The sequence below is a fragment of the Muriicola marianensis genome (genome assembly GCF_014638095.1).
Classification (GTDB): domain Bacteria; phylum Bacteroidota; class Bacteroidia; order Flavobacteriales; family Flavobacteriaceae; genus Muriicola; species Muriicola marianensis.
Window position 1 is genome coordinate 1,202,472 of record NZ_BMFH01000001.1, and the last position, 24,022, is coordinate 1,226,493.

Genomic DNA, 24,022 nt, shown 5'->3' on the forward strand with positions numbered 1-24,022 from the left:
CCATTAATTGAGTTGTTCGCTTGTTTTTCCAAATCGTCGTTCTCTGTTCTGGTAATTCTTTAATGCTTCTGCCAAATGTTCCCCTCGAAAATCGGGCCAAAAGACGTCTGTAAAAAACAATTCGGCATAGGCAATCTGCCAAAGCAAAAAATTGCTTATCCGATGTTCTCCACTGGTACGAATAAGCAAATCGACATCCGGCAGGTTGTGCGTGTAAAGATGACTATTAATAATGGCATCATCAATATCGCCGGGCGAAATTATATTATTTTTAACTTTGAAACTAATTTCCTGAACGGCATGTCTTATTTCTTCTCTGGCACCGTAGCTCAAAGCGAGGGTCAGGACCATTGCCGTATTACCTGAAGTTTTCTCGATCACCTCAAGTAATTCCCCGTGGGCCTTAGCCGGAAGGGATTCGATCCTGCCTATGGCATTGAGCCTGATATTGTTTTTGTTCAGGGTTTTGAGTTCTTTCTTCAGGGAGGAGACCAGGAGGTTCATAAGGGTGTCTACCTCCAGTTTTGGACGTTTCCAGTTTTCTGTGGAGAAGGCGTAAAGCGTAAGGTATTCGATCCCGATCTTTGCGCAGTTCTCTACGGTTTCCCGCACGGATTTGACGCCATTCTCATGCCCGAATATCCGGAGTTTTCCCCTCTGTTTTGCCCATCGGCCATTACCGTCCATGATAATAGCCAAATGAGTGGGTAGTGGACCCGCCTTCAATTCTTCTATAGTGTTCATCCTTCTACTTAGTCAAAGCAATCAGAGCAGACCACCCTGCCGAACGTGTAGGTCAGGGTAATCCCCGAGAATACATACCAGTCGTCACTCAGTATATTCCCGAACCGGAATTGCTCAAAATTCGACCCCTCGGGATTGCTGGCATCCAGGTTGTCCGTAAAGGTATACCTGGCACCTACCTCTGCCCCCAGGATCAGGTACTGGTTCAGCCTCAGTTTCGCCCCCACCGTCATGGGGATGGCAAAGGAACCGTCTTTCTGACCTGTTTCCTGCAGGACGCCGGCGTCGAAATAATTAAAATCATAGCGAAAATACGCAATTCCTGTGTATAGGTAAGGGGTAAATGCCTGAGAAAGTGAATGCAGGTTGTATTCCACGAAGTTCAATTCGAGTCCGGCAGATACCTCCAGGAGGGTATGGTCGAGGTTATAACCCCTCTGCTGCCTGGATGCCATATCCGACTTGGCGTCATCGGCGGTAAAGGAACCGTAGAGGGCGCTTGCCCGCCAAGCGTAACGCTTGCTCTTATTCCACTTGAAGATTCCGCCAAATGCAGGGCCTGAGGGAGAGATGAAGTTCATCCGACCCACGTCCCCGATATTGTTCAACCCCCCGCCCAACAGGCCTACCTCAAAGGTCTGCCCCTGAACCTGAGCAGTCATAAAAACGAGAAATATGCACAGAAAAGCTCTCATTTCCTTAAAAAAGGGGCAAATATAAGCCATATTACCGGTTGGACTCGACAAAGGCAAGGACATTTGTTTTTTTGATAAACAGGGAATTGAGTTATTTATTGTCTGTCCTCAGTTGCGTTTGTCCTGTCCCCACAACAATTTATTGCGGATTGTCTTGAGGAAACTTTCCGAGGCATACTCTATCATTTTTACGGTAAAGTCGGCCTTTTTAATCAGCAGTTCTTTCCCGTTGTCAATGGTAGCCAGCCTCGAATCAAGAGAGACCATATGTTGGTCTTCCCGTCCGGATACTTTGATCCTGATCTCAGTATCATCCGAAATGACCAGGGGTCTTGCGTTCAGGTTGTGCGGGGCGATGGGTGTGATGACCAGGGACTGGGCTGTAGGGGTCATCACCGGCCCCCCGCAGCTCAGAGAATAGCCTGTTGATCCCGTAGGGGTTGAAATGATAAGTCCGTCTGCCCAATAAGAAGTTAGATATTCCTCATCGAGGTGAGTTTCGATAGTGATCATGGAAGTGGTGTCTTTCCGACTGACCGTCACCTCATTCAGGGCGTAGTTCATGCCTTTGAATTCCTCTATCTCCGGATCAGCAGACACAGTCACCAGACTTCGCTCCACAATTACATAATCACCCCTCTTGAATTGGTGGATCAACTGCCTGACATCCTCTTTCTTGTAGGTTGAAAGGAAGCCAAGCCTGCCTGTATTGACCCCCACTATCGGGATCCCGAGATCGCCTACATAGGTGACGGCGCGCAGGATGGTGCCGTCTCCCCCGAAGCTCACAAAAAGGTCGAATTCACTGCTGAGGCCTTCTTTATGGTCGAACGTCGGGTAGGATATATTTTTTTGGTGCGTGCGAAGCAATTGCAGAAAATCTGCTTCTATGACAACCTGGGATTCCATTCCGGCCAGTTCCTCCAGCAATTCATAGACATAAGAAAGACCGTTGTCCTGAAAGGCCTGACCGTAAATGGCGATTTTCATACATTCAGGAATTTGTCCAGGTAATCAGAACGTTCTTTTAGGTCCTCCAGGAATTGATCGGCTTTGTTGCCATAGAGGATGGAATAGTTATAACGGCGGAAGGTGTTCACGACCTCGCTGAAATTGTTGGTCCCCACCTTGATGGTGATCTGCACCACCTCGCTGCGTGTATCTGTAATAAAAGCACCGATAAGTTTGGTGTTGTTACTTTCGACGATCTGGGCGATCTCGCTAAAGGAATAGTCCTTGATGCCCTTCGCCACTACGAGGATGGCTCCGGGTTCCTTAAAGAAAGGCGTGTCTATAAAAACCCCCACAAAATCATTCAGGTCGTAATACCCCAATACATGGGCTTCCTCGTCCAGCACCGGTATGAGGTTGGCTTCATTCCTCGAAAAGAGTTCCAGCACATCCAGCCATGAGGTTTCCCTGGAGGCGTAAAAAGATTCCAGGTTGGTTCTAAAGCTGGAGATCTTTTCCCCCTTTTCGAAGGATTCCAGGTCATTTTCCGAAAGCAAGCCCAGCAATTTCTGGTCTTCAGTAACGGCCACGTGCGAATAAATACTATTCTTGAAGAAGTGAATGGGCTCCTCAAGCAGATCCTGGACGTCGAATACAGGGATGGTGTGGATGATATGGGATTCTATGGACATGGCCTTTAAAATTATCGCAAATTACTAATTAAAAAGATCAAAAGGCATGCCTAATTCGTATTTTTGCGGCGATTCAACGATGATATGATCCCCATGACGAAACTCAGTGTCAACATCAATAAAATTGCCACCCTCAGAAATGCGAGGGGAGGCAATGTACCCGATGTAGTGAAAGTAGCACAGGATATAGAAGACTTCGGCTCAGACGGAATCACCGTACATCCCAGGCCTGATGAAAGACATATTCGTTACTCCGATGTCTATGCCCTGAAGGAGGTGCTCAGAACGGAATTCAATATTGAAGGAAATCCCAATCCCAAGTTTACGGACATGGTGCTTGAGGTTGTCCCTGCACAGGTTACCCTGGTGCCCGATGCGGTGGATGCCATCACTTCCAATGCAGGTTGGGATACCAAAAAACACCGATCATTCCTGCAGGAAAAGATCAGCGCGTTCAAGGCGAAAGGAATTCGTACCTCCATTTTTGTGGACCCTGATCCTTCTATGGTGGAGGGGGCGGCAGAAACAGGAACAGACCGCATAGAACTCTATACGGAAAGTTATGCCAGGGGATTTGCAAATGACCCGGCCAAAGCCATCGCCCCATACGCAGAGGCAGCCAGAATTGCCCATTCCCTGGGGCTGGGAATCAATGCCGGGCACGACCTCAGCCTGGAAAACATCGCTTATTTCAGCAAGGGCATCCCACATCTGCTTGAGGTCTCCATAGGCCATGCCCTGATCTGTGAGGCTATCTACCTGGGCCTCGAAAATGTGGTAAACATGTACAAACACAAACTGAGACCGTGAACAGCCTCTATTCTAACATTGTTGGATCGGGAAGGCCCCTGATTATCCTGCACGGCTTTCTGGGTATGTCTGATAACTGGAAGACCCTTGGGAACCGGTTTGCTGATGAAGGTTTTAAGGTGCACCTGATAGACCAGCGAAACCATGGCAGGAGTTTCTGGTCGGATGAATTCAACTACGAAGTCCTGGCGGAGGACATCAGAAGGTACCTCCTGGAGCACGAGATGCAGGAAGCAGATATTTTGGGGCATTCCATGGGAGGGAAAACCGCCATGCAATTGGCTTGCTCCTATCCTGAGATGGTCTCTTCCCTTATCGTAGCCGATATTGCTCCGAAGTACTACCCCCCTCACCACGATTACATCCTCAAAGGCCTTCAGGCATTGAGGCCGGAGGATCTCACCTCCAGGACAGATGCAGACAAGGCACTCTCTGCCCACATTCGGGATTGGGGCATACGACAATTCTTGCTTAAAGGTCTCTACTGGAAGGAAAAAGAACAGCTCGCCTTTCGCTTTAATCTGGATATTCTGGCCGATCGGATGAATGAGATCGGAGAATCCATTGGCAGTACAGAAAGGTACGAGGGCCCTACCCTCTTTATCCGGGGCAGCCGTTCTGAATACGTGCAGGAGCAGGATCTTCCTCAGATCCGGAATCATTTCCCCAATGCACAACTCAGGACGGTGGATGATGCCGGCCACTGGCTGCATGCCGAAAATCCCGATCAATTCATGGAATTCTCCCTTGCATTTTTAAATTCCTAATTTTTCCCTCCGCTTATCGCAACAATCCTAATTCTAATGGGGCAAAATTGCGTGTGTCATAATTTTGGTTAAATTTGAGACCACTGACATTCATTACGTACTATCAACTCAAATTCTCCTCAATGAAAAAGCTCTTTGCCCTTCTGGCATTCTTCGGACTGCTTTTTGTGTCCTGTAGTGATGACGATACTACGGTCACCACCACCCCTCCACCGGAACCCATAACCTATACCAGCGGAACGGCCGATTTTTCAAATTATGTAGCCCTTGGCAATAGCCTTACAGCCGGATATTCAGATGCCGCCCTGTTCATAGACGGGCAGACAGCGTCCTTTCCGAACATGCTGGCCCAGAATTTTGCCCTGGCGGGTGGAGGCTCCTTTTCCATTCCCTTTATGGCAGATAACCTTGGTGGAGCGACACTCAACGGGTCTCCAATCCTTGGAAACAGGCTCATCCTCTCCTTTGCGAGCGGTTCACCAACCCCTGTACCCGTTTCAGGTCAGGGTTCAACTGAGATCAGTAATACCCTGACGGGCCCATTCAATAACATGGGCGTACCAGGAGCCAAAAGCTTCCACATGGTGGCTCCGGGTTACGGCAATGTGGCCGGTGTACCCCTGGGATTAGCCAATCCCTACTATGCCCGATTTGCCAGCTCTGCCTCTGCTACCATTATCGGTGATGCCGCTGTACAGAATCCTACTTTTTTCACCCTGTGGATAGGAAATAACGATATTCTCAGCTTTGCCACTTCCGGCGGGGCCGGGGTGGATCAGACAGGAAACCTCGACCCAAGTACCTACGGAGGCAATGACATTACAGATCCCAATGTATTCGCCAGCGTATACGACGGACTGCTGCAGACTTTGACAGCGAACGGAGCAGACGGGGTGGTAATCAACCTTCCTGACGTCACCACCATACCGTATTTTACCACAGTACCTTATAACCCGCTCGATCCCACAAACCCGGCATTCGGGCCTCAGATCCCTCTTCTGAATACCATTTTCGGAACCCTGAATCAGATCTATACGGCTATCGGGCAGACCAACCGCATTGTGGTTTTCTCTGAAACTTCTGCCAGTCCAGTTGTGATCAGGGATGAAAGCCTGGCAGATATTTCGGCAACGATCGCCGGGGCTTTACTGGCCAGTGGACCTGCCTTTGAGGCATTTATCGCCCAGTTCGGGCTGCCCCCTCAGGCAGCACCCCTTGTTGCTAATTTACTGGGAGCTACCTACGGACAATCCAGGCAGGCTACTCCGGAAGATCTGATCGTCTTCCCGAGCGCAACGGTCATAGGAACTGTGAATACCACGTCGGTACAAAACCTTGTGGCTCAGGGATTATCTGCTCAGTTGGCAGGCCAGTTCTCAGTAGAGGGAGTGTCTCTTCCCCTAGCAGACAAATGGGTCCTCACCCCGGATGAACAGGCCTCTGTTGCAGGCGCGACAGCTGCCTATAACCAGACTATTTCCGCCCTGGCTCAGGCATATGACCTGGCTTTTGTAGACGCCAACACCTACCTGCAGACCATCGCAGATGTCGGGATTCCCCTGAGTGACGGAAGCACGATCACTGCCTCCTACGCCACAGGAGGAGGTTTCTCCCTCGATGGTGTTCACCCATCCCCAAGGGGTTACGCATTGGTGGCCAACCTGATCGTAGAGGCAATCAACGCCAAATACGGCTCAAACCTGCCCGGGGTAGATCCGTTGGATTACACCGGACTTTACATTCAGTAAACCAAAAAAATTTATAATTTAAAAGCACGCTTCAGGGCGTGCTTTTTTATAACCTAATACTGCGTCTATGAAATTTATACTCCGAATGCTCCTCTCAGCCCTGGCTGTGGTCCTTCTCGCCAACCTGTTGAGCGGGGTGCAGGTCGACTCGTTTTTGATCGCCGTTATCGTGGCCCTGGTGCTCAGCCTTCTCAATTTCATTGTAAAACCTATTCTGGTCATATTCACCCTCCCTGTGACCATCCTGACTTTCGGGTTGTTCCTATTGGTCATCAACGCTGGTATTATTCTTCTGGCCGACTGGCTGGTGACCGGCTTCTCCGTGGATAATTTCTGGTGGGCCTTGCTGTTCAGCCTGTTGTTATCCTTCCTTCAATCCCTGTTTTTCTCTGCCCTGAAAGAACCGGAAAGGACCCAGTGAAGACAAAGTCAGACAAGTTTCTAAAAACTTGTTCCCCAGTGTAAAATGTACTACTTTTGCCTCCCTTTTAGGGACGTAAATCATATGTATTCATGAACATTAGCAAGGAGCAGATCGATGACCTGAACGCCGTTGTCAAGGTCAACATCAGTAAAGAGGATTACCACGATAAGGTGGAGAAAATATTGAAGGATTACCGCAGGCAGGCCAACATTCCCGGATTCAGGAAAGGACAGGTCCCCATGGGCCTGATCAAAAAGCAATACGGCAGGGCTGTCCTGGTAGACGAGGTGAATAAATTACTGCAGGACAACCTGAACAAGTACCTCAACGAAGAAAAACTCGACGTATTGGGTAACCCCCTTCCCAAACAGCAGGATAGTTTCGACTGGGACAGGGAGGAATTCTCCTTTGAATTCGAGTTGGGCCTGGCACCGGAATTCGATGCAACTTTAAAGACTAAGAAGCCTGTCACTCACTACAAGATCGTCGCCGATAAAAAGATGATCGAAGAGCAGATTGAGCGTATCAGGAAACAATACGGAAAACTGGTCTCCAAAAAAGAAGTCGGTAAAAAGGACGAGGTTACGGGAACTTTCTTCAATGAGGCCGAGGAGATAGACCATAAGTCGACTCTGGAATTAGACAAGATCAAGAGCAAAAAGGCTCTGGATTCCCTCCTTGGCAAGAAGGCAGGAGAGTCCGTTACCTTGAAGACCAAGGGGCTTTTCAAAGAAGATTACCTGCTCTCAGGTGCGCTTGGGATCAACAGGGATAAGGCAGACAAACTAGACATTGAGGTGAAATTCACTATCGATGAAATCAACGAGCGCCAGCCTGCTGAACTCAATCAGGAACTCTTTGACAAACTCTTCGGAAAAGATAAGGTCACTTCTAAAAAGGAATTAAAGGAACGCCTTAAGACAGATGCCGAGAAACAATTTGAACAGCAATCGGATCAAAAATTGCTAAACGATGTTACGGAGCGATTGATCGAGACCACGAAATTTGACCTACCTACTGAATTCCTTAAAAAATGGATTCAGATGACAGGTGAAAAACCCTTGTCTCCGGAAGAGGCAAACGATGAATACGAAAAATCCGAAAAGGGATTGAGGTATCAATTGATAGAGGGAAAGATCATCAAGGACAACAACATCGAACTCACCTTCGATGAATTGAAGGAATTCACCAAGGGCTTTATCAAGTCGCAGATGGCCCAGTACGGTCAGATGAATCCCGCAGAAGAAGAGCTCGATGCCATCGCCGGGAGGGTGATGAGCAACCAGGAAGAGGTGAAACGTCTCTCCGAACAGCTCATGAGCCAGAAATTGCTGGCCCTTTACAAGGAGAAGGCTAACCTGAAAGTGAAGGAGGTTACCTATGAGAACTTTGTAAAAGAGGTTTACGGATAAATAATCATTCCCGGAAATACAACGGGTAAGGCCAGGCCCAACAGGGTGTTAAGGCTATGGTAAATTTGATGGCCCACGTTTCTCTGTCATCGATTTTCATTAAAAATAAGTATCTTTACAGAGCCGAATGAGTACAATTCGGCTCAATTTTTTTAATACCATTTTCCAACAATGAACTACGGACAAGAATTTAAAAATTTCGCGATAAAGGATCAGGGGATCAACAGTTTGTACTACGATGACATACTGCGCAGCATGTACCCTGTGAACATGACCCCTAATATCATAGAGGAACGACAGTTAAACGCAATTGCGATGGATGTTTTCTCCAGGCTGATGATGGACAGGATCATCTTTCTGGGTACGGGGATCAGCGACCAGGTAGCCAATATTGTTCAGGCACAGCTCCTCTTCCTGGCCAGCGCGGACTCCTCCAAGGACATCCAGATCTACATCAATTCCCCAGGAGGTAGCGTCTATGCCGGATTTGGCATCTATGACACCATGCAGTTCATCAAACCCGATGTGGCCACCATATGTACGGGGATGGCTGCATCTATGGCTGCTGTACTGCTCTGTGCCGGGGAAAAGGGTAAACGAAGTGGTCTCAAACACTCCAGAGTGATGATACACCAGCCCATGTCAGGTGCCCAGGGACAGGCCAGCGATATTGAGATCGCCGCCAACGAAGTCTTAAAGATCAAAGACGAACTCTACCATATCATCTCCAAACATTCAGGTCAGCCTTTTGAAAAGGTGTATGAAGACAGTGACCGGGACTACTGGATGAAGGCCGAAGAGGCCCTGTCATACGGTATGATTGACGAGATCCTGGAAAGAGACAAGGACTAATACAAGAGCTGTTATTAATCTGCGAAATGTAACTACCGGACCGGAAAGTAAACCAAAAGCCAAAATATTTCGTTATAATAGCCGATAGTACAGAGAAAAATGGCGAAGGAAAACTTAGAATGTTCTTTTTGTGGTCGGAAAAAACCCGAAACCAACCTGTTGATAGCGGGCCTGGATGCCCATATCTGTGATCGATGTATAGAACAGGCTCATGGGATCGTGGCAGAGGAATCCAAGCAGTCCAGAACGGATGATCTTTCCTCCGAACTCACCCTGAAAAAGCCGATGGAGATCAAAAATTTCCTCGACACTTTCATCATCGGGCAGGAACGCACAAAGAAAGTATTGTCCGTAGCGGTTTACAACCACTACAAAAGGTTATTGCAGCCCAGCTCCAAGGAAGATGAGATAGAGATCCAGAAGAGCAACATTATCATGGTGGGACAGACCGGAACGGGTAAAACCCTGATGGCCCGCACCATTGCCAAGATGCTGAATGTCCCCCTGGCCATTGTCGATGCTACTGTACTGACCGAGGCCGGATATGTGGGCGAAGACGTGGAGAGCATCTTGACCAGATTGCTGCAAGCAGCGGACTACAACCTTGAAAAAGCAGAGAGAGGCATCGTGTTTATCGATGAGATAGATAAAATTGCCCGCAAGAGCGATAATCCTTCAATTACCAGGGACGTTTCCGGAGAAGGCGTTCAGCAAGGTCTGCTTAAACTCCTGGAAGGCACCGTGGTAAATGTACCCCCTAAGGGTGGAAGAAAACACCCCGACCAGAAATTCATCGAGGTCAATACAGAAAATATACTTTTTGTGGCCGGAGGTGCCTTTGACGGTATCGAACGCATCATCACAAAAAGGCTGAACATGCAGGCCATAGGCTACAGTGCTTCCCGTAAGGAAGAGAACATAGACCAGGACAATGTCCTGCAGTACATCATTCCCAAAGACCTGAAGGAATTCGGCCTGATCCCTGAGATCATCGGTAGACTGCCCGTTCTCACCCATATGAATCCGCTTGATAAGAAAACACTGAGGGCCATCCTTACGGAACCCAAGAACGCCATCATCAAGCAGTACGAAAAACTGTTTGCCATGGACGGGATCACGTTTCAGATCACCGAGCAAGCGCTGGACTATATTGTGGATAAGGCTATTGAGTACAAACTGGGAGCACGTGGGCTCAGGTCACTGTGTGAAGCCGTATTTACAGATGCGATGTTTGAACTTCCAAGCAGCGAAGACACGGAATTTAAGGTGACCAAGCCTTATGCCGAAGAGAAACTTTCCTACGAGACCATCAAGAAGTTGAAGGCGGTCTCTTAGAGCTGAAATTTTTTGTGTATCACAGCTTCCAGGAGGGACAGGCAAACCTTTTGGATGATCTTCTCGTCAGAATACAATTCGTGCCCGAACTGGGGCATAATTTCCAGGGAAACACCTTTTTCCCTCGCCCATTCCTTAGTAGGAAGATCCTTGTCGTTCTCACCGTATAACAGGCGTACAGGACAGGCAGGAGGAGTACCGTCAAGGGGAAGATCTATGGGCGAAACGGCGTAGAGTGATTTAATAGGCAATCCTTGTTCTGCTGCAAGCCATGTCACCGTACCCCCTGCACAAAATGTGAGGTAATGAGCCGGTTTCTTTTCCTTTTTAAGCAGTTGCTTTACTGCTATATCCTTGCCCCCTTCACTAAAAGCCTTGTAAAGCTCCTCTGAGGTGAGCATGACCAGGTCAACATCGGCGAGTTGCTGAGTGTCGTGAAACTGGATGTCAAAATATTGTTGAAGGTAACCGAGGTAAGATGTGATCCAAAGACCTTTCTTAGACCCCCACATATCGGAAAGGATGACAAGTTTTTCAGCCATGATTCTAAAGTTCAGGTTAAGTACGGTGATCTAATTTGGTTATAATTCAGAGATTCAGGCCTATTTTTTTGACGATCGGGTGTATTTTATCGATAAGGTATGTTAAAACGGGCACTGAAAGGGGGTATTCTCCTACGTATTCATCTGCAGCAGTTCGTCCAGGTAAGCCCTGTCGTTGGACAGCCTGGGGATCTTGTGCTGGCCTCCCAGCTTGTCCTTGGATTTCAGCCAGTCGTAGAACAGGTTTTCCCGCGCTACATGCACTGTAGGCATGTTCAGGGTCATATCGTTGTAGCGCTTGGCCTCGTAATCTGAATTCAGCGCTTTCAGAGCCCTATCCAAGGATTCTGTGAAGTCGTTCATCTTTTCTGGCGGCTTGCGGAATTCGATCATCCATTCATGGGCACCTTTCTCCTTCCCTGACATAAAGATGGGGGCCACGGTATAGTCCTTGATCTGGGCTCCGGTCTCCCGGCAAATCTGCTCCAGGGCCTTTTCTGCATTCTCAATGATCAATTCTTCCCCAAAAACATTGATATGGTGTTTTGTGCGTCCTGTGATCTGTATACGGTATGGGTCCGTGGAAGTAAACCTCACCGTATCCCCTATTTTATAACGCCAGAGTCCTGCATTGGTCGTGATGATGATTGCGTAATTCTTACCTGTTTCCACTTCCCAAAGCGGAATGGCCTGCTGCTGTTCCGTTCCATAGCGATCCATAGGGATGAATTCGTAAAAGATCCCGTAATCGAGCATGAGGAGCAGGTCATCTGCATTGTTCCTGTCCTGGATGGCAAAAAATCCTTCAGAGGCATTGTAGATCTCATAGTACCTGAAATTCTTTCTGGGCAGGAGCTTGTCATACTGTTCCCTGTAAGGTTTGAAACTAACCCCTCCGTGAAAGTACACTTCCAGGTTTTCCCAGATCTCGAAGAGATGTTCCTTCCCGGTCTCTTCCAGGGCATTGTTCAGCAAGACCAACATCCAGGAAGGCACACCAGCCAGACTGGTCACATTCTCCTGAATACTTTCCTGAATAATTGCTTTCATTTTGGATTCCCATTCGCTCATCAGGGAGACCTTATTGCTGGGCGTGCTGCTGAGTTCTGCCCAAAAAGGCATATTGTCGATCAGGATGGCCGAAAGGTCGCCGAAGAAGGTGCCGTTGTCCTCGTATAATTCCTTGCTCCCTCCCAGCCTGAGGCTTTTTCCTGTAAATAGCTGTGAATCCTCATTGTTGTTCAGGTACAAGCATAGGAGATCTTTACCCGACTTGTAGTGGCAATCTTCCAGGGCCTCCACGCTAACCGGGATAAATTTGCTCTTTGCGTTCGTGGTTCCACTGCTCTTGGCGAACCATTTGATAGCGGTGGGCCAGAAGATGTTCTGCTCTCCCCTTCTGCTGCGCTCGATAAGGGGTTCGGCGTCCTCATATGCTGTGACAGGCACCCTTGCTCTGAATTCTTCGTAATTCTCAATGGAAGAAAATCCAAAACGCCTGCCTATCTCCGTATCCTCAGCGATTTCCAGCAGCTGCTCCAGCACTTCCTGCTGTACCTCAGCAGGATATTTCAGAAAGAGTTCTATCTGGTGAAACCGCTTTTTCAGCAGCCAGGAAGCTATGGAATTAAAGAGTGGAATGGGCATTTTTAGGTATCTTTGGCCAGATTTATAAGGAGTGAAAAGGTAGGAATTTTTGACCGAATTTCTATAAAAACAAGAGTATGCAGTTCGAAGGAGTTTTACGCAAGATGAAGACTGAGATCGGGGATCCGATCCAATATTACCTGTTGTTCGAAACGGATTTCCTGAATGTGAACCAGGTACTGGGCAAAAAGCTTCAGATCTCCTTCCTCAAATACCAGTGTCTGAATTGTGGCCTGGAAAGACCGATCTTCAGACAGGGATTCTGCAGGACCTGCTTTTTCGATATCCCGGCTGCAGGGGACTGGATCATGCATCCGGAACTCAGCACTGCCCATCTCGGAAAGGAAGACAGGGACCTGGAATACGAAAAAAAGATGCAGTTACAGCCCCATATTGTGTACCTGGCCAATTCGAGCAATGTCAAGGTTGGCGTCACCCGCAAATCCCAGGTGCCCACCCGCTGGATAGACCAGGGCGCCCATGAAGCCATTGAGATCGTTGAGGTTCCTAATCGCTATCTGGCAGGGATCACGGAGGTGGCTTTGAAAGAACATATCGCAGACAAGACCAACTGGCGCAAGATGCTGACCAATGATGTGGACGATGAGGATCTGGTGAGCTGGCGCGATAAGCTGCGCTCCTATATCCCTGAAGAGGCAGCGCCTTATTTTATCCAAAACAATAAGGAAACTGAACTTCATTTTCCGGTACTTCATTACCCAAAAAAGGTAAAAAGCCTGAATCTGGAAAAGACCCCGGAATACAAAGGGGAACTTACCGGGATCAAAGGCCAGTACCTCCTATTCGAAGACAATACCGTCTTCAACGTCAGGGGCAGTGAGGGATATTACGTGGCCCTGACACTTAGTTGACGGAATCTTTTTTTACTGTCGTCGAATCCTTTTTCTTCTTCTTCAGCAACCCTCCTAATACCGATTTGGCTGCATCCTTGACTGCCTGATTCGTTTTCCCACCGGCCGTGGTATCCCGTTTAGTGGTATCGGTCTTCACAGTACCCGAGGTCAGGATGTTCCCCAGGGTCTTCTTAACCTCATCGGTAGGAGAGGTTTTCGTAATGGTACTGTCCGCCTTTTTACCTGCCAGAAGGCCTTCAAGAAGGTCAGAAGCCTTTGCTTTCCCCTGGCTCACGAGTTTCTGTTTCTGAATCTCGACCAGGCTGGCTGTGAGATCACGAACTCCGGAGGTCAGGTCCGTCTTTACCTGAGGATTGTTGTACGCGCCACCAATGGTCACCCCCACAGGGATGGTAAGGTTTTGGAGACTGTTGTCATTGATCCTGGCGATCAGGTTGTTTACTTCAGCACCCAGGTATCGTGCAGGCACATCGAGACGGGCCCTGTAATTTAGCTGGTTGTCAAAACTATGGCTTCCATCCACCGTGATCGCAATGTCCTGGTAACTAAAGGTCATCGGCCTTACGGTCACTACCCCCTCTTTGAAAGAAAGGGCGGTCTTCAGCCCACTGAGGTTAAGTTTCGCCGGGTCGAAGAACTGGAGCTGGGTGGCCATGGCATTGAGTACATTGGATTTCTCCGTGTTGATTTTGGTCTCCAGGATCTCGGCCAGCACGTTACCCGTGATACTCTGGAGCTTTGGCGTGAATTCAGGACTCAGGTTTCCGGATAGGGATATCCTTGAATTCAGTTTTCCTTGAAGGGCTGCCGCCACCGGTGCCAGTGTCCTTAGGAGGTCCAGGTTATTAAATGCCTCTGACAACTGAAACTGTTCAGCACCGAGATTCATGTCGAAAATCGGCGTTTCACCCTTGGTAGATACGGTACCTTCCAGGGTTAGCTTTCCATTGAATATGGACGAAGAGAAATTGTTCAGGGTGGCGGTCTCATCCTTGATCCTGATCGTACCCTGAACATCCCGAAGAACCAGGTTATCATACAATACATTCTGAGCCTTCGCATTGATAGAACAGTTGAGGAAGGACGGGATCTTTACTGCTGCCTGCCCGGATTCCTCTCCTGCATCGCTTTGCTCCTCGGGTTCCTCCACCATAAAATCATTGAGGGAAAAGGTATTCGAATTGAGGTTGAAATTGCCTTCCACGTCCTCCTTGTTGAACATAAAGCCCAGCAGGTTATTGAGGGTACCGGTAATGTCAAAATCCGTCTTTCCCAAATTTCCCTGCATTCGGTTCAGGGTAATCCTTTCAGGCTTAAAATCGATAGCAATCATCTGGAAACGGGCCGGGGCGGTGAGTTCATCACTGTTGTATTCGAATCCTTCCAGGCTCAGCTGTCCTGAGGTCCGCGTCTTGGCATATTGCTTTTTCTCCAGGGTGGCCATGTCAAAAGCAGTGTTCACATCAGCCTTCAAAAGGCCTTTCAGGTCCTGTTCTGCGGCATAGGGGTATGCCTTTGAGAGGTTGGCCAAATTCATGTTGGCGTCTACATGTGCGTTAACACGTGTATTACCCGTCAGGTCTCTAATCTCGGCTTCCATCGCAAAACGGTCCTGATCTATGTTGAACGAAGCCTTGTCTACTTTCACATAGGTGTCTTCCGTCAGGCCAGTTTCATTGATTACTAATGCGGAGATCACGATATTATCAACCGATTTGGGCAAGTCAGGATATTTGAAGGAAGCTCTGTCGGAACGTATGTCGATGCGAAAGGCAGGGATATGCTCATCATCGATCCTGCCTTTTAATTCTCCTTTGACGACAAATTCTCCCGTTGTAGACACATCTGCGATGTCTTTGGAATACTTCTCCGGGAACAGCGCCAGGAAGTTCCTGAAGTCAGAGGAGGGGGTCTCAAAGGTGATATCGACCTCATTGAATTCATCCTCCACTCTCACGAAACCATTGAACACTAGGGGGAGTTGATTGATCTGCCCTGAATTTTCTAAAAAGGTATAGGTGTTGGTCTGCAGATCGATCCCCAGAAGTGCATCCAGGGAAACCTTGTGTTTGTTCAGGTATTCGGTCCCGTCCATGCTCAAGCTCACGTATCCTTCAGAGTGCGTATCCAACTGGGACTTTGCAAGGGAAAGGTCCCCCGTACCTTTGTGCTGAATCCCGGAGACATCGAGATAGATCCCTCCGGCCCTGTCGTGGTAGATAAGCCGTGAATCGCTGAAGCCGTATTCCTGCAGGTCGAGCGTAAACCCGCTGTCATCGGACGTGTCCCCGGTCCGGGAATCTTCCTTTTTGCCGATCTCGTAATTGGGCCTTTCTTCCTCGTCGTACACGATATTGATAAAAGCCCGGTCGAGACTCAGTTTCTGCAGTTTAATAGGTTCTGACGGGTCTTTGAACAACTCGAATACCGAGAGCGACAGGTCGATCTCAGAAGCACTGAACAGCGTATCTCCTTCAAAAGGTGCTGCCGTGGTCAAAACGGCATCCGATATCCGGAGGTTCGCATTTGGAAAATTGCGAATCAGACTGAGTTTCGCTTCCGAAAAATCAAAGGTGCCTGTTATATTGCTGTTGACTTTGTTTTTGAGGAGCTGACCAAACCGGCCCTCCAGTATAAACGGCAGGGCGATGATCGCCCCTATCAGGACCAGCAGGACAGCTGCTGTAATTTTTACAACTTTTTTCTTCATGAAATGAGATTTAGAGCTGAAACAGAATCAGATATCGAGGGTGATTTCCTCACCTATCTTTAGTCCGAATCGTTTCCTAAGAATATATACGAAAAAATAGAGAAAAGGGGTGTCGATCAGTGCTATAAAAACCTTAAAAAGAAAGCCGCTGATCACAAGACCTGTAAAGAGGGTCCAGGGCAGTACCCCAAAGACACATAACAGTCCTACCACCGTAAAGGTATCTATGAACTGGGACAGGAAGGTAGAGAAGTTGTTCCGTATCCACAGGTATTTTCCCTTGGTCACCCGTTTCCAGAAATGGTAGATGGCTATGTCGACATATTGGGCACAGAGATAGGCGATCATAGATGCGAGCACCGCGATGGGGGAAAGGGCGAAGACCTTTCGGAAAGTCTCATCTCCTATGGGCGATTCGGGAATTGCCGGTGCCCATTCGGCCAGCAGAATGATCCCCATGGAGAAGAAAGAGGCAAAGATCCCCGCAGTCACGATCTGGTTAGCCTTCTTCTTCCCATAGATCTCCGAGATGAGGTCGGTGATCAGGAAGGTGATGGGATAGGGAAGGATTCCTACCGAGATCTCGAACAGGGATGCCCCATATACCGAAATATCCCCAAAAGGCCGCCAGTAAAAAAATTTCTGGAAGATAAGGTTGGAGACTACCAGGGAGGTGATGAACAGCGCCCCCAGGTATAGATAGATCTTATAGGCAACCTTCCTGTCCTTCTCGGTCATAGTCTATCGGATGGTTAAGCTATAGGGCAATCTGGCCTGCACCCCTTTCTGTCGAACGGCATTCCTGACCTCCCGGTACAGGAGATATCCCTCTTCTCCCAGCTCGGAAATCAACAGGTTTTTCTTGGCCTTTTCACTGGAACCGGAAAGGTCTTCCATCAGCATTTCGAAGTTGGATTTATACCTGGGATATCGGCGGATGCTAAAGGATGAAATATCGGCCAGAGCGGCAGCTTCGGCTATAGCGTCATCCAGGCCTCCCAACTGGTCTACGAGGCCCAGTTGCAGCGCTTCTTTACCGCTCCACACCCTGCCCTGGGCCAGACTGTCTGCTCGTTGAAGAGATATGTTACGGCCTTCTGCCACCCTTTTCAGGAAGGTCTGGTAGGTGTTTTCAATACTTTCAGTGATGACACCCCTGAATTCCGGGCTCATGGGTTCAAACAGAGAGTATTCCGTGGAATTTCTGTTGGTCTCCACCTGTTCTGCATTGATGCCGATATTTTTAGCCAGTTTCGATATGTTGGGAATCGTCCCGAACACGCCTATGGAACCCGTGATGGTAGTAGGTTCTGCCAGGATCTTGTCCGCCCCTGCTGCAATATAATACCCTCCTGAGGCGGCCACATCTCCCATGGAAACCACTACCGGTTTTTCCTTCCTGGTAAGCATTACTTCCCTCCAGATAATATCCGAGGTAAGGGCACTCCCGCCGGGAGAATTCACCCTCAGGACCACGGCTTTTACTTTGTTGTCTTCACGGGCCCTGATCAACGCCTTGTTGATCAGCCCCTGCCCTATAAAATCCGGGCCGCCTTCCCCGTAAAAGATCTCCCCCTGGGCATAGATTACCGCAATGCGGTCACTCCCTTTGTACACCGACTTTTTCCTTGCCTCTTTCATATAGTCAGACAGCTCTACATAATCGATATCCTTTTCTTCTGAAATATCGAGGGCAGTTTTGATCCTTGATTCATACTCGTCCATATAAAGGTTCCCGTCTACAAGTCCGCTTTTTAGAGCCAATGCGGGGGTCCTCCCCCCGAGGGAATCAGCAATCGAATTGAGATCATCCGGGGTCAGTCCCCTGTCCGAGGAAATATCATCCACAATGCTCACCCACAGGGATGCCAGCAGCTCACGGATCTGAGTGCGGTTCTCTTCACTCATTTCATCCTGGAGGAAAGGTTCTACTGCACTCTTGTACTTCCCGTGTCTGACCACCTCCATCTTAACTCCGGTTTTCTCCTGTAATTCCTTAAAGAAGAGTACTTCTGCAGAGAGGCCCCTGAAATCCATATTTCCCACGGGATTCAGATAAACGCTATCGGCTACACTGGCGAGGAAATAATCCTTTTGCATGTAGAGATCGGCATAAGCATAGACAAATTTCCCTGACTCCTTGAAATCCTTAAGTGCATCCCTGATGGCCTTTACCTGAGACCATCCGGCCATCACGAACTGGTTCCTGACGCTGATCCCCCTGATCCTGTCATCTTCTTTCGCTACAGAGATTGCATGCAGGATATCATCAAGCCCCACAGCTTCCTCAAAAAGTCCGGCAAAAGGATCACTCTCATTGCTTCCTGTATAATCATTGATAGGGTCTTTGATCTGAAGATCGAGAACGGAATTCCGTTTTACCACTACTCCTTCTTCCACATTAGCCAGGCTTATAAAAATGAGGAACATAAAGAACATGATCCCGAAAGCGATCAAAGTTCCCAGAATTGCAGCCAGTAAGTTTCTTAAAAAATTCATTCGAGTAAATTAGTCCCGTCAAAGATAGTGAAAGTGCCTATCTCCCTGGTTCTGCGGTCCATATTTTCACAAAATGACCCTATAGGCAACTACTATGTCACTAGGCCCGCCCTGCCTTTGATCAATGGGTGCAAAGCGAATTATGTGACGGCCCTAAATCCATTTCTTTTTCATTAATTTGCCAGAACTATGGCAGCTCCTCATACGGTCTATTTATCCCTGGGAAGCAACGAAGGGAACAGGGTGTATTTTCTTCAGAAGGCTTTGTTCCTTCTGGGAAAAATATCCGGGCCTGTGCAGAAAATCTCCCCTGTCTATGAGTCCCCGTCCTGGGGATTTGAATCGGCTCCTTTCCTCAACGCCTGCGCAGAACTGCAGACTGAGATGTCGCCGGAAGAATTACTCGATTGTATTCTGGACATTGAGAAGTCCCTGGGGAGGGAACGATCATCGGAAGGTGGCTACAGGTCGCGCACCATCGACCTCGATATCCTTTATTACGATACCGTGGTCATGGAGGGTGAACGGTTGAAAATACCCCATCCCGGAATCCCCCTGAGGAGGTTTGTGCTAAAACCCCTGGCCGACATTGCGCCACAATTCTACCACCCTGTTTTGGGTAAGGACACCCGTAACCTGCTGCAGGAATGCCGGGACGAATCGGTTCTGACCAAGACCGGGATTAAACTTCATCCCCATTGGGAAGAAAAGTTTGCCGACCTGAACTTTGTCACCATAGAGGGAAATATCGGGGCCGGGAAAACCTCGTTGGCCCAGCAGATCTCAGAGGACTACAAGGCCAAACTCGTCCTGGAGCGCTTCGCAGACAACCCTTTCCTGCCCAAATTCTATGCAGACCAGGCACGATATGCCTTCCCGCTGGAAATGTCGTTCATGGCCGACCGTTACCAGCAATTTACAGAGGATACATCCCAATTCGACCTGTTCAAGAAATTCATGGTGAGCGATTACGACGTGTACAAAAGCCTGATCTTTGCCAAGATCACCCTACAGCCGGACGAATACAGGCTGTACCGGAAAGTGTTTGGCCTTATGTACCGGGAAGTGAGAAAACCCAACCTATATGTCTACCTCTACCAGACCACGGACCGTTTGCTTGAAAACATCCGGAAGAGAGGGCGCAGCTATGAGCAGCAGATAGAGGCCGACTACCTGGAGCGTATCAACAAGGGGTATTTCGACTTCATAAAGAGCTATCCGGAGCAAAAGACACTGATCCTGGATGTGAGCGAACTCGACTTTGTGCAGAATCCCGGAGATTACGAACACGTCCTGGACCGAATCCTTGACTTTACGGCAGCCTCACAAGTCGTGCAAAAAAAATAAAAAGACCCCTAGCTCTTATTCCTCTTTTCCCTGAGTTTACACCAGAAATCCCATACCACTACCCCGGCACTTACCGCGATGTTCAGGGAATGTTTGGTACCCTCCTGGGGGATCTCCAATACGCTGTGGCAGGCGTTGACCACCTCCTGGGAAACCCCTTTTACTTCATTGCCGAAGACCAGGGCATAAGGTTTATCGGTTGAGGGCTTAAATTCGTTCAGGGGAAGAGCACCTTCAGCCTGCTCTACGGCCAGGCAGTAGTGGTTTTCCCTCAGTTCCCTGATCAGGGCCAGGCAATCTTTTCGGTATTCCCAGCTAACACTTTCGGTGGCCCCCAGTGCCGTTTTCCTTATATCCTTGTGGGGAGGGGTGGCTGTGATCCCGCAGAGATATATCTTTTTGACTAAAAATGCATCAGCCGTACGAAAGACCGAGCCTATGTTGTGGAGGCTGCGGATATTGTCCAGAACGAGGACCAGAGGGGTCTTATCAGCCTCCTTAAATGCCTTTACATCCAGTCTGTCGAGTTCTTTATTCAGCAGTTTTCTCATGGGGTTTCATATAGGTCGAAAGGATGTTCAAGTTATCCCAAAATATCAACAACTGTTTACATTGCAGGGGCAAATCGGTATTTTCGTCTTACGGGTGCAAAGATAGGCTTAAGCCATTGTTCAAAAAGAAAGGAAATGAAAAAAACCGGGAAGGTAACTCCCCTCATGAAGCAATACAACACCATCAAGACCAAGTATCCTGATGCACTGTTGTTATTTCGCGTAGGCGACTTCTACGAGACCTTTGGGGAAGATGCTGTCAAAGCTTCGCGTATTCTCGGCATCATCCTCACCCAGCGGAACAACGGGGGTGATCGCACTGAACTCGCGGGTTTTCCTCATCACTCCCTGAACACTTATTTGCCCAAACTGGTGAAAGCGGGTCAGCGCGTAGCCATATGTGACCAGCTCGAAGACCCGAAACAGACCAAGACCATTGTCAAAAGGGGCGTCACAGAATTGGTTACCCCGGGGGTCGCCCTTAACGATGATATCCTGTCCTCAAAAAGCAATAATTTCCTTTGTGCCCTGCATTTCGGTTCTTCGGGTTACGGTATCGCCATGCTGGATATTTCCACAGGGGAATTCCTGACCTCTGAAGGCAGTACAGAGGAAGTGGATACCTTGTTGCAGCATTTCAATCCCAGCGAGATCCTTCTCTCCAAAAAACACAAGACCGATTTTGCAGAGACCTTCGGCTCCTCTCATCATACTTTTTTAATGGAAGACTGGATCTTCCAGGAGGATTATGCCACAGAATCCCTTTGCAAACATTTCAAGACCTCTTCCCTGAAAGGATTTGGGGTTGCAGGCCTCACTTCAGGGATCATTGCTTCCGGTGCGGCATTGCATTACCTCTCGGAGACAGAACACAGAAGACTGCAGCACATCAACAAACTAGTGCGTATCGCGAATAAGGAACACGTTTGGATGGACCGCTTTACGATCCGAAATCTGGAACTCTTTCATTCTCCTCACCCTGAGGCTGTAACCTTGCTCGAGGTCATTGACAAGACTAAATCCCCAATGGGGGGAAGACTGTTAAAGCGTTGGCTCTCATTTCCATTGAAAGACCTTGAAAAGATACGTGCCAGGCACAGGGCCGTCGGGCATTTCCACAGTGAGGAAGGGGTGTTGCGAAAACTCCAGGCGGGAATTGGAAAGATGGGAGACCTCGAAAGACTGGTCGCCAAGGTCGCAACAGGCAGGATCAACCCCAGGGAGACCATACAGCTCAAGAATTCCCTGGAGGCCGTTGTCCCTATAAAGCAAGTGATCAGCCATACAGGTAACGAGTCCGTAGATGTACTCGGACAGGGACTGGACACCTGTGAAGAACTCAGGAAACGGATCAAGGAAGTGCTTAATGAGGAGGCCCCGGTACAACTGGGAAAAGGCAGCACGATCGCCCCGGGCTTCTCGGCAGAACTGGACGAGCTCAGAGGTCTGGCCACCTCAGGAAAGGACTATTTGGACCAGATGCTGGCCCGGGAAACGGAACGCACAGGGATCACCAGCCTTAAGATCGCTTCCAATAATGTTTTCGGGTATTACATTGAGGTAAGGAATACACATAAGGACAAGGTTCCGGAAGACTGGATCAGGAAGCAAACACTGGTCAGTGCAGAGCGTTATATCACGGAAGAATTGAAGGAATACGAGGCAAAGATCCTGGGGGCGGAAGAACGTATCCTGGAACTGGAGCAGCAGCTCTTTTCCCAGCTGGTCTTGTGGATGCATGCTTACATTAATCGCATACAAGAGACTGCAAAAGGTATTGCCTCCATAGATTGTCTCTGCGGATTTGCCGAGCTGGCCCGGGAGAACCGGTATATAGCTCCTGTTATGAATGATTCAACCGCACTCCACATTTCACAGGGCAGGCACCCGGTCATTGAGAAACAACTCCCCCCGGGAGAAGCGTTTATTCCCAATGATGTGGTCCTTGACCGGGAGAATCAACAGATCATTATGATCACCGGACCCAACATGAGCGGGAAGTCGGCTATTTTGAGACAAACGGCCCTGATCGTCTTGCTTGCCCAGATAGGAAGTTATGTCCCTGCTGAGGAAGCGAACATAGGGTTGGTCGATAAGATATTTACCCGCGTAGGGGCCAGTGACAATATCTCTCTGGGAGAATCCACTTTTATGGTGGAGATGAACGAGACAGCCTCCATTTTGAACAACCTGTCGGAGCGCAGTTTGCTGTTACTCGATGAGATCGGGCGGGGGACCAGCACTTATGACGGGATCTCAATTGCCTGGGCTATTGCGGAGTACCTTCACGAACATCCTACGAGGGCTAAAACCTTATTCGCCACTCATTACCACGAACTCAATGAGATGGCCGCCACTTTTGAACGGATAAAGAATTACAATGTCAGCGTAAAAGAATTAAAGGACAAGGTCCTTTTTCTAAGGAAACTGAGCCCGGGAGGAAGTGCCCACAGTTTTGGCATCCATGTCGCGAAGATGGCAGGCATGCCCCAGCAGGTTGTACACAGGGCAAACAAGGTCATGAAAAAACTGGAACAGAGTCATTCCAGTGAGGAGATTACCGGCAAACTTCAGGCGGCGGCTTCTGAAATGCAATTGAGCTTCTTCCACCTGGATGACCCCCTGTTGGAGGAGATCAAGGAGGAGATCCTCACCCTTGATATCAACACCTTGACTCCGGTGGAAGCCCTTATGAAACTCAACGAGATCAAGCGGTTGCTTACCAAGAACAAGAAAGCAACTTCCTGACAAGAGTAAAGGCTCAACTCCTTTCTTTTTCCCCTGAAAGTTCTTTGGATTTTACGGAATTGTATTAAATTTGCATCCGCATCTGTCGGAGATGCGTTATTCTGACGAATTGCGAAAATAGCTCAGTTGGTAGAGCGCCACCTTGCCAAGGTGGAGGTCGCGGGTTCGAATCCCGTTTTTCGCTCAGAGAAAACGCTGCCTGCCAGCGTTTTTTTGTTTGATTAAGTCCCTTTAGGCTCGAGTGGTGGTCCCGATAGTTATCGGGAGGTAGACACGTTGCGACAGCGGCGTGTTAAGCATCACTAGTTTAGCAGAGGCTCGAGTGGTGGTCCCGATAGCTATCGGGAGGTAGACACGTTGCGACAGCGGCGTGTTAAGCATCACTAGTTTAGCAGAGGCTCGAGTGGTGGAATTGGTAGACACGTTGGACTTAAAATCCAATGGCCATTACGGCCGTGCGGGTTCAAGTCCCGCCTCGAGTACAGATGCGAGAAAAAGCCAGCGCTATGCGCTGGTTTTTTATTTCTTAACGCCGAGCCAAGCTCGCTTGAGCGAAGGCGGCTGAAATAAAAAGCCGGCATGAAATGCCGGCTTTTTCTCGTTCAAGATGTTCGGGCGGGACTCAACGACGAAGGAGTTAATTCCCGCCTTTTTAACTCTTAAAGTTATTCAG

Annotated in this window: 20 protein-coding genes and 2 tRNA genes; 12 read left to right on the forward strand and 10 right to left on the reverse strand. The window is 48.7% G+C overall.

All coding sequences use genetic code 11. The features are described from left to right. Positions 1-3 precede the first annotated feature (3 nt). The 4 genes from uppS to IEV19_RS05535 all read right to left on the reverse strand — a co-directional run bounded on the left by uppS (position 4) and on the right by IEV19_RS05535 (position 3,082). Positions 4-744 (reverse strand): undecaprenyl pyrophosphate synthase, encoded by a 741-nt coding sequence (uppS, locus tag IEV19_RS05520; RefSeq protein ID WP_188369671.1) that lies wholly within the window; start codon positions 742-744, stop codon positions 4-6. A gap of 8 nt (positions 745-752) precedes the next feature. Beyond that, positions 753-1,439, reverse strand: a complete 687-nt coding sequence (gene porG / locus IEV19_RS05525) for a type IX secretion system protein PorG (RefSeq protein ID WP_188369672.1) — start codon at positions 1,437-1,439, stop codon at positions 753-755. A gap of 108 nt (positions 1,440-1,547) precedes the next feature. Next, positions 1,548-2,429 carry an NAD kinase gene (locus tag IEV19_RS05530; RefSeq protein WP_188369673.1) on the reverse strand — a complete coding sequence of 294 codons (882 nt, stop codon included), beginning with the start codon at positions 2,427-2,429 and terminating at the stop codon, positions 1,548-1,550. After that, positions 2,426-3,082, reverse strand: a complete 657-nt coding sequence (locus IEV19_RS05535; RefSeq protein ID WP_188369674.1) for a CBS domain-containing protein — start codon at positions 3,080-3,082, stop codon at positions 2,426-2,428. Before IEV19_RS05535 ends, IEV19_RS05530 begins: the two co-directional genes overlap by 4 nt. Before the next feature lie 93 nt (positions 3,083-3,175). Between IEV19_RS05535 and IEV19_RS05540 the strand changes: the two genes are divergently transcribed. The 7 genes from IEV19_RS05540 (at position 3,176) to clpX (ending at position 10,430) form a co-directional block, all read left to right on the forward strand. Continuing rightward, on the forward strand, positions 3,176-3,892 hold the full coding sequence (locus tag IEV19_RS05540; protein ID WP_188369675.1) for a pyridoxine 5'-phosphate synthase: 717 nt from the start codon (positions 3,176-3,178) through the stop codon (positions 3,890-3,892). Further along, complete coding sequence (locus IEV19_RS05545; protein WP_188369676.1) at positions 3,889-4,659, forward strand: alpha/beta fold hydrolase; 771 nt, start codon at positions 3,889-3,891, stop codon at positions 4,657-4,659. Before IEV19_RS05540 ends, IEV19_RS05545 begins: the two co-directional genes overlap by 4 nt. Positions 4,660-4,781: 122 nt before the next feature. Next, entirely contained in the window at positions 4,782-6,407 is a 1,626-nt protein-coding gene (locus IEV19_RS05550) for an SGNH/GDSL hydrolase family protein (RefSeq protein ID WP_188369677.1), read from the forward strand. A 67-nt stretch (positions 6,408-6,474) separates the two neighbouring features. After that, positions 6,475-6,828, forward strand: a complete 354-nt coding sequence (locus IEV19_RS05555; protein ID WP_188369678.1) for a phage holin family protein — start codon at positions 6,475-6,477, stop codon at positions 6,826-6,828. A gap of 92 nt (positions 6,829-6,920) precedes the next feature. Further along, positions 6,921-8,243 carry a trigger factor gene (gene tig, locus IEV19_RS05560; RefSeq protein ID WP_188369679.1) on the forward strand — a complete coding sequence of 441 codons (1,323 nt, stop codon included), beginning with the start codon at positions 6,921-6,923 and terminating at the stop codon, positions 8,241-8,243. A 171-nt stretch (positions 8,244-8,414) separates the two neighbouring features. Next, on the forward strand, positions 8,415-9,095 hold the full coding sequence (gene clpP, locus IEV19_RS05565; protein ID WP_188369680.1) for an ATP-dependent Clp endopeptidase proteolytic subunit ClpP: 681 nt from the start codon (positions 8,415-8,417) through the stop codon (positions 9,093-9,095). A 99-nt stretch (positions 9,096-9,194) separates the two neighbouring features. Continuing rightward, on the forward strand, positions 9,195-10,430 hold the full coding sequence (clpX, locus tag IEV19_RS05570) for an ATP-dependent Clp protease ATP-binding subunit ClpX (protein ID WP_188369681.1): 1,236 nt from the start codon (positions 9,195-9,197) through the stop codon (positions 10,428-10,430). Here clpX and IEV19_RS05575 read toward each other — a convergent pair. Then, positions 10,427-10,972: a dienelactone hydrolase family protein gene (locus IEV19_RS05575; protein WP_188369682.1), complete on the reverse strand. Its 546-nt coding sequence runs from the start codon at positions 10,970-10,972 to the stop codon at positions 10,427-10,429. The two genes, clpX and IEV19_RS05575, sit on opposite strands and share 4 nt — an antisense overlap. 132 nt (positions 10,973-11,104) lie before the next feature. Continuing rightward, complete coding sequence (locus IEV19_RS05580; protein WP_188369683.1) at positions 11,105-12,619, reverse strand: GH3 auxin-responsive promoter family protein; 1,515 nt, start codon at positions 12,617-12,619, stop codon at positions 11,105-11,107. A gap of 77 nt (positions 12,620-12,696) precedes the next feature. On the opposite strand from IEV19_RS05580, the gene IEV19_RS05585 reads away from it, so the two are divergent. After that, positions 12,697-13,491 carry a DUF2797 domain-containing protein gene (locus IEV19_RS05585; RefSeq protein ID WP_188369684.1) on the forward strand — a complete coding sequence of 265 codons (795 nt, stop codon included), beginning with the start codon at positions 12,697-12,699 and terminating at the stop codon, positions 13,489-13,491. Here IEV19_RS05585 and IEV19_RS05590 read toward each other — a convergent pair. Genes IEV19_RS05590 through sppA form a run of 3 tightly spaced genes read right to left on the reverse strand, consistent with a single transcriptional unit; the run spans position 13,484 to position 18,703 of the window. Then, the gene (locus IEV19_RS05590; protein WP_188369685.1) at positions 13,484-16,204 is read right to left on the reverse strand and encodes an AsmA-like C-terminal region-containing protein; all 2,721 of its coding nucleotides are present in this window, start codon (positions 16,202-16,204) and stop codon (positions 13,484-13,486) included. The genes IEV19_RS05585 and IEV19_RS05590 overlap by 8 nt on opposite strands. A gap of 27 nt (positions 16,205-16,231) precedes the next feature. Further along, entirely contained in the window at positions 16,232-16,942 is a 711-nt protein-coding gene (locus IEV19_RS05595) for a queuosine precursor transporter (RefSeq protein ID WP_188369686.1), read from the reverse strand. Between the two features lie 3 nt (positions 16,943-16,945). Further along, entirely contained in the window at positions 16,946-18,703 is a 1,758-nt protein-coding gene (gene sppA, locus IEV19_RS05600) for a signal peptide peptidase SppA (protein WP_188369687.1), read from the reverse strand. 189 nt (positions 18,704-18,892) lie between these two features. Here sppA and folK point away from each other — a divergent pair, with 189 nt between their 5' ends. Continuing rightward, the gene (gene folK / locus IEV19_RS05605; protein ID WP_188369688.1) at positions 18,893-20,050 is read left to right on the forward strand and encodes a 2-amino-4-hydroxy-6-hydroxymethyldihydropteridine diphosphokinase; all 1,158 of its coding nucleotides are present in this window, start codon (positions 18,893-18,895) and stop codon (positions 20,048-20,050) included. An 8-nt stretch (positions 20,051-20,058) separates the two neighbouring features. Here the strand turns inward: folK and IEV19_RS05610 are convergent, their stop codons facing one another. Continuing rightward, positions 20,059-20,601 (reverse strand): RNA methyltransferase, encoded by a 543-nt coding sequence (locus IEV19_RS05610; RefSeq protein WP_188369689.1) that lies wholly within the window; start codon positions 20,599-20,601, stop codon positions 20,059-20,061. Between the two features lie 135 nt (positions 20,602-20,736). Here IEV19_RS05610 and mutS point away from each other — a divergent pair, with 135 nt between their 5' ends. The 3 genes from mutS (at position 20,737) to IEV19_RS05625 (ending at position 23,831) form a co-directional block, all read left to right on the forward strand. Further along, positions 20,737-23,349 (forward strand): DNA mismatch repair protein MutS, encoded by a 2,613-nt coding sequence (gene mutS / locus IEV19_RS05615; RefSeq protein ID WP_229732492.1) that lies wholly within the window; start codon positions 20,737-20,739, stop codon positions 23,347-23,349. Between the two features lie 111 nt (positions 23,350-23,460). Then, a tRNA-Gly gene (locus IEV19_RS05620) sits at positions 23,461-23,533 on the forward strand. 213 nt (positions 23,534-23,746) lie between these two features. After that, a tRNA-Leu gene (locus IEV19_RS05625) sits at positions 23,747-23,831 on the forward strand. Positions 23,832-24,022: the final 191 nt, after the last annotated feature.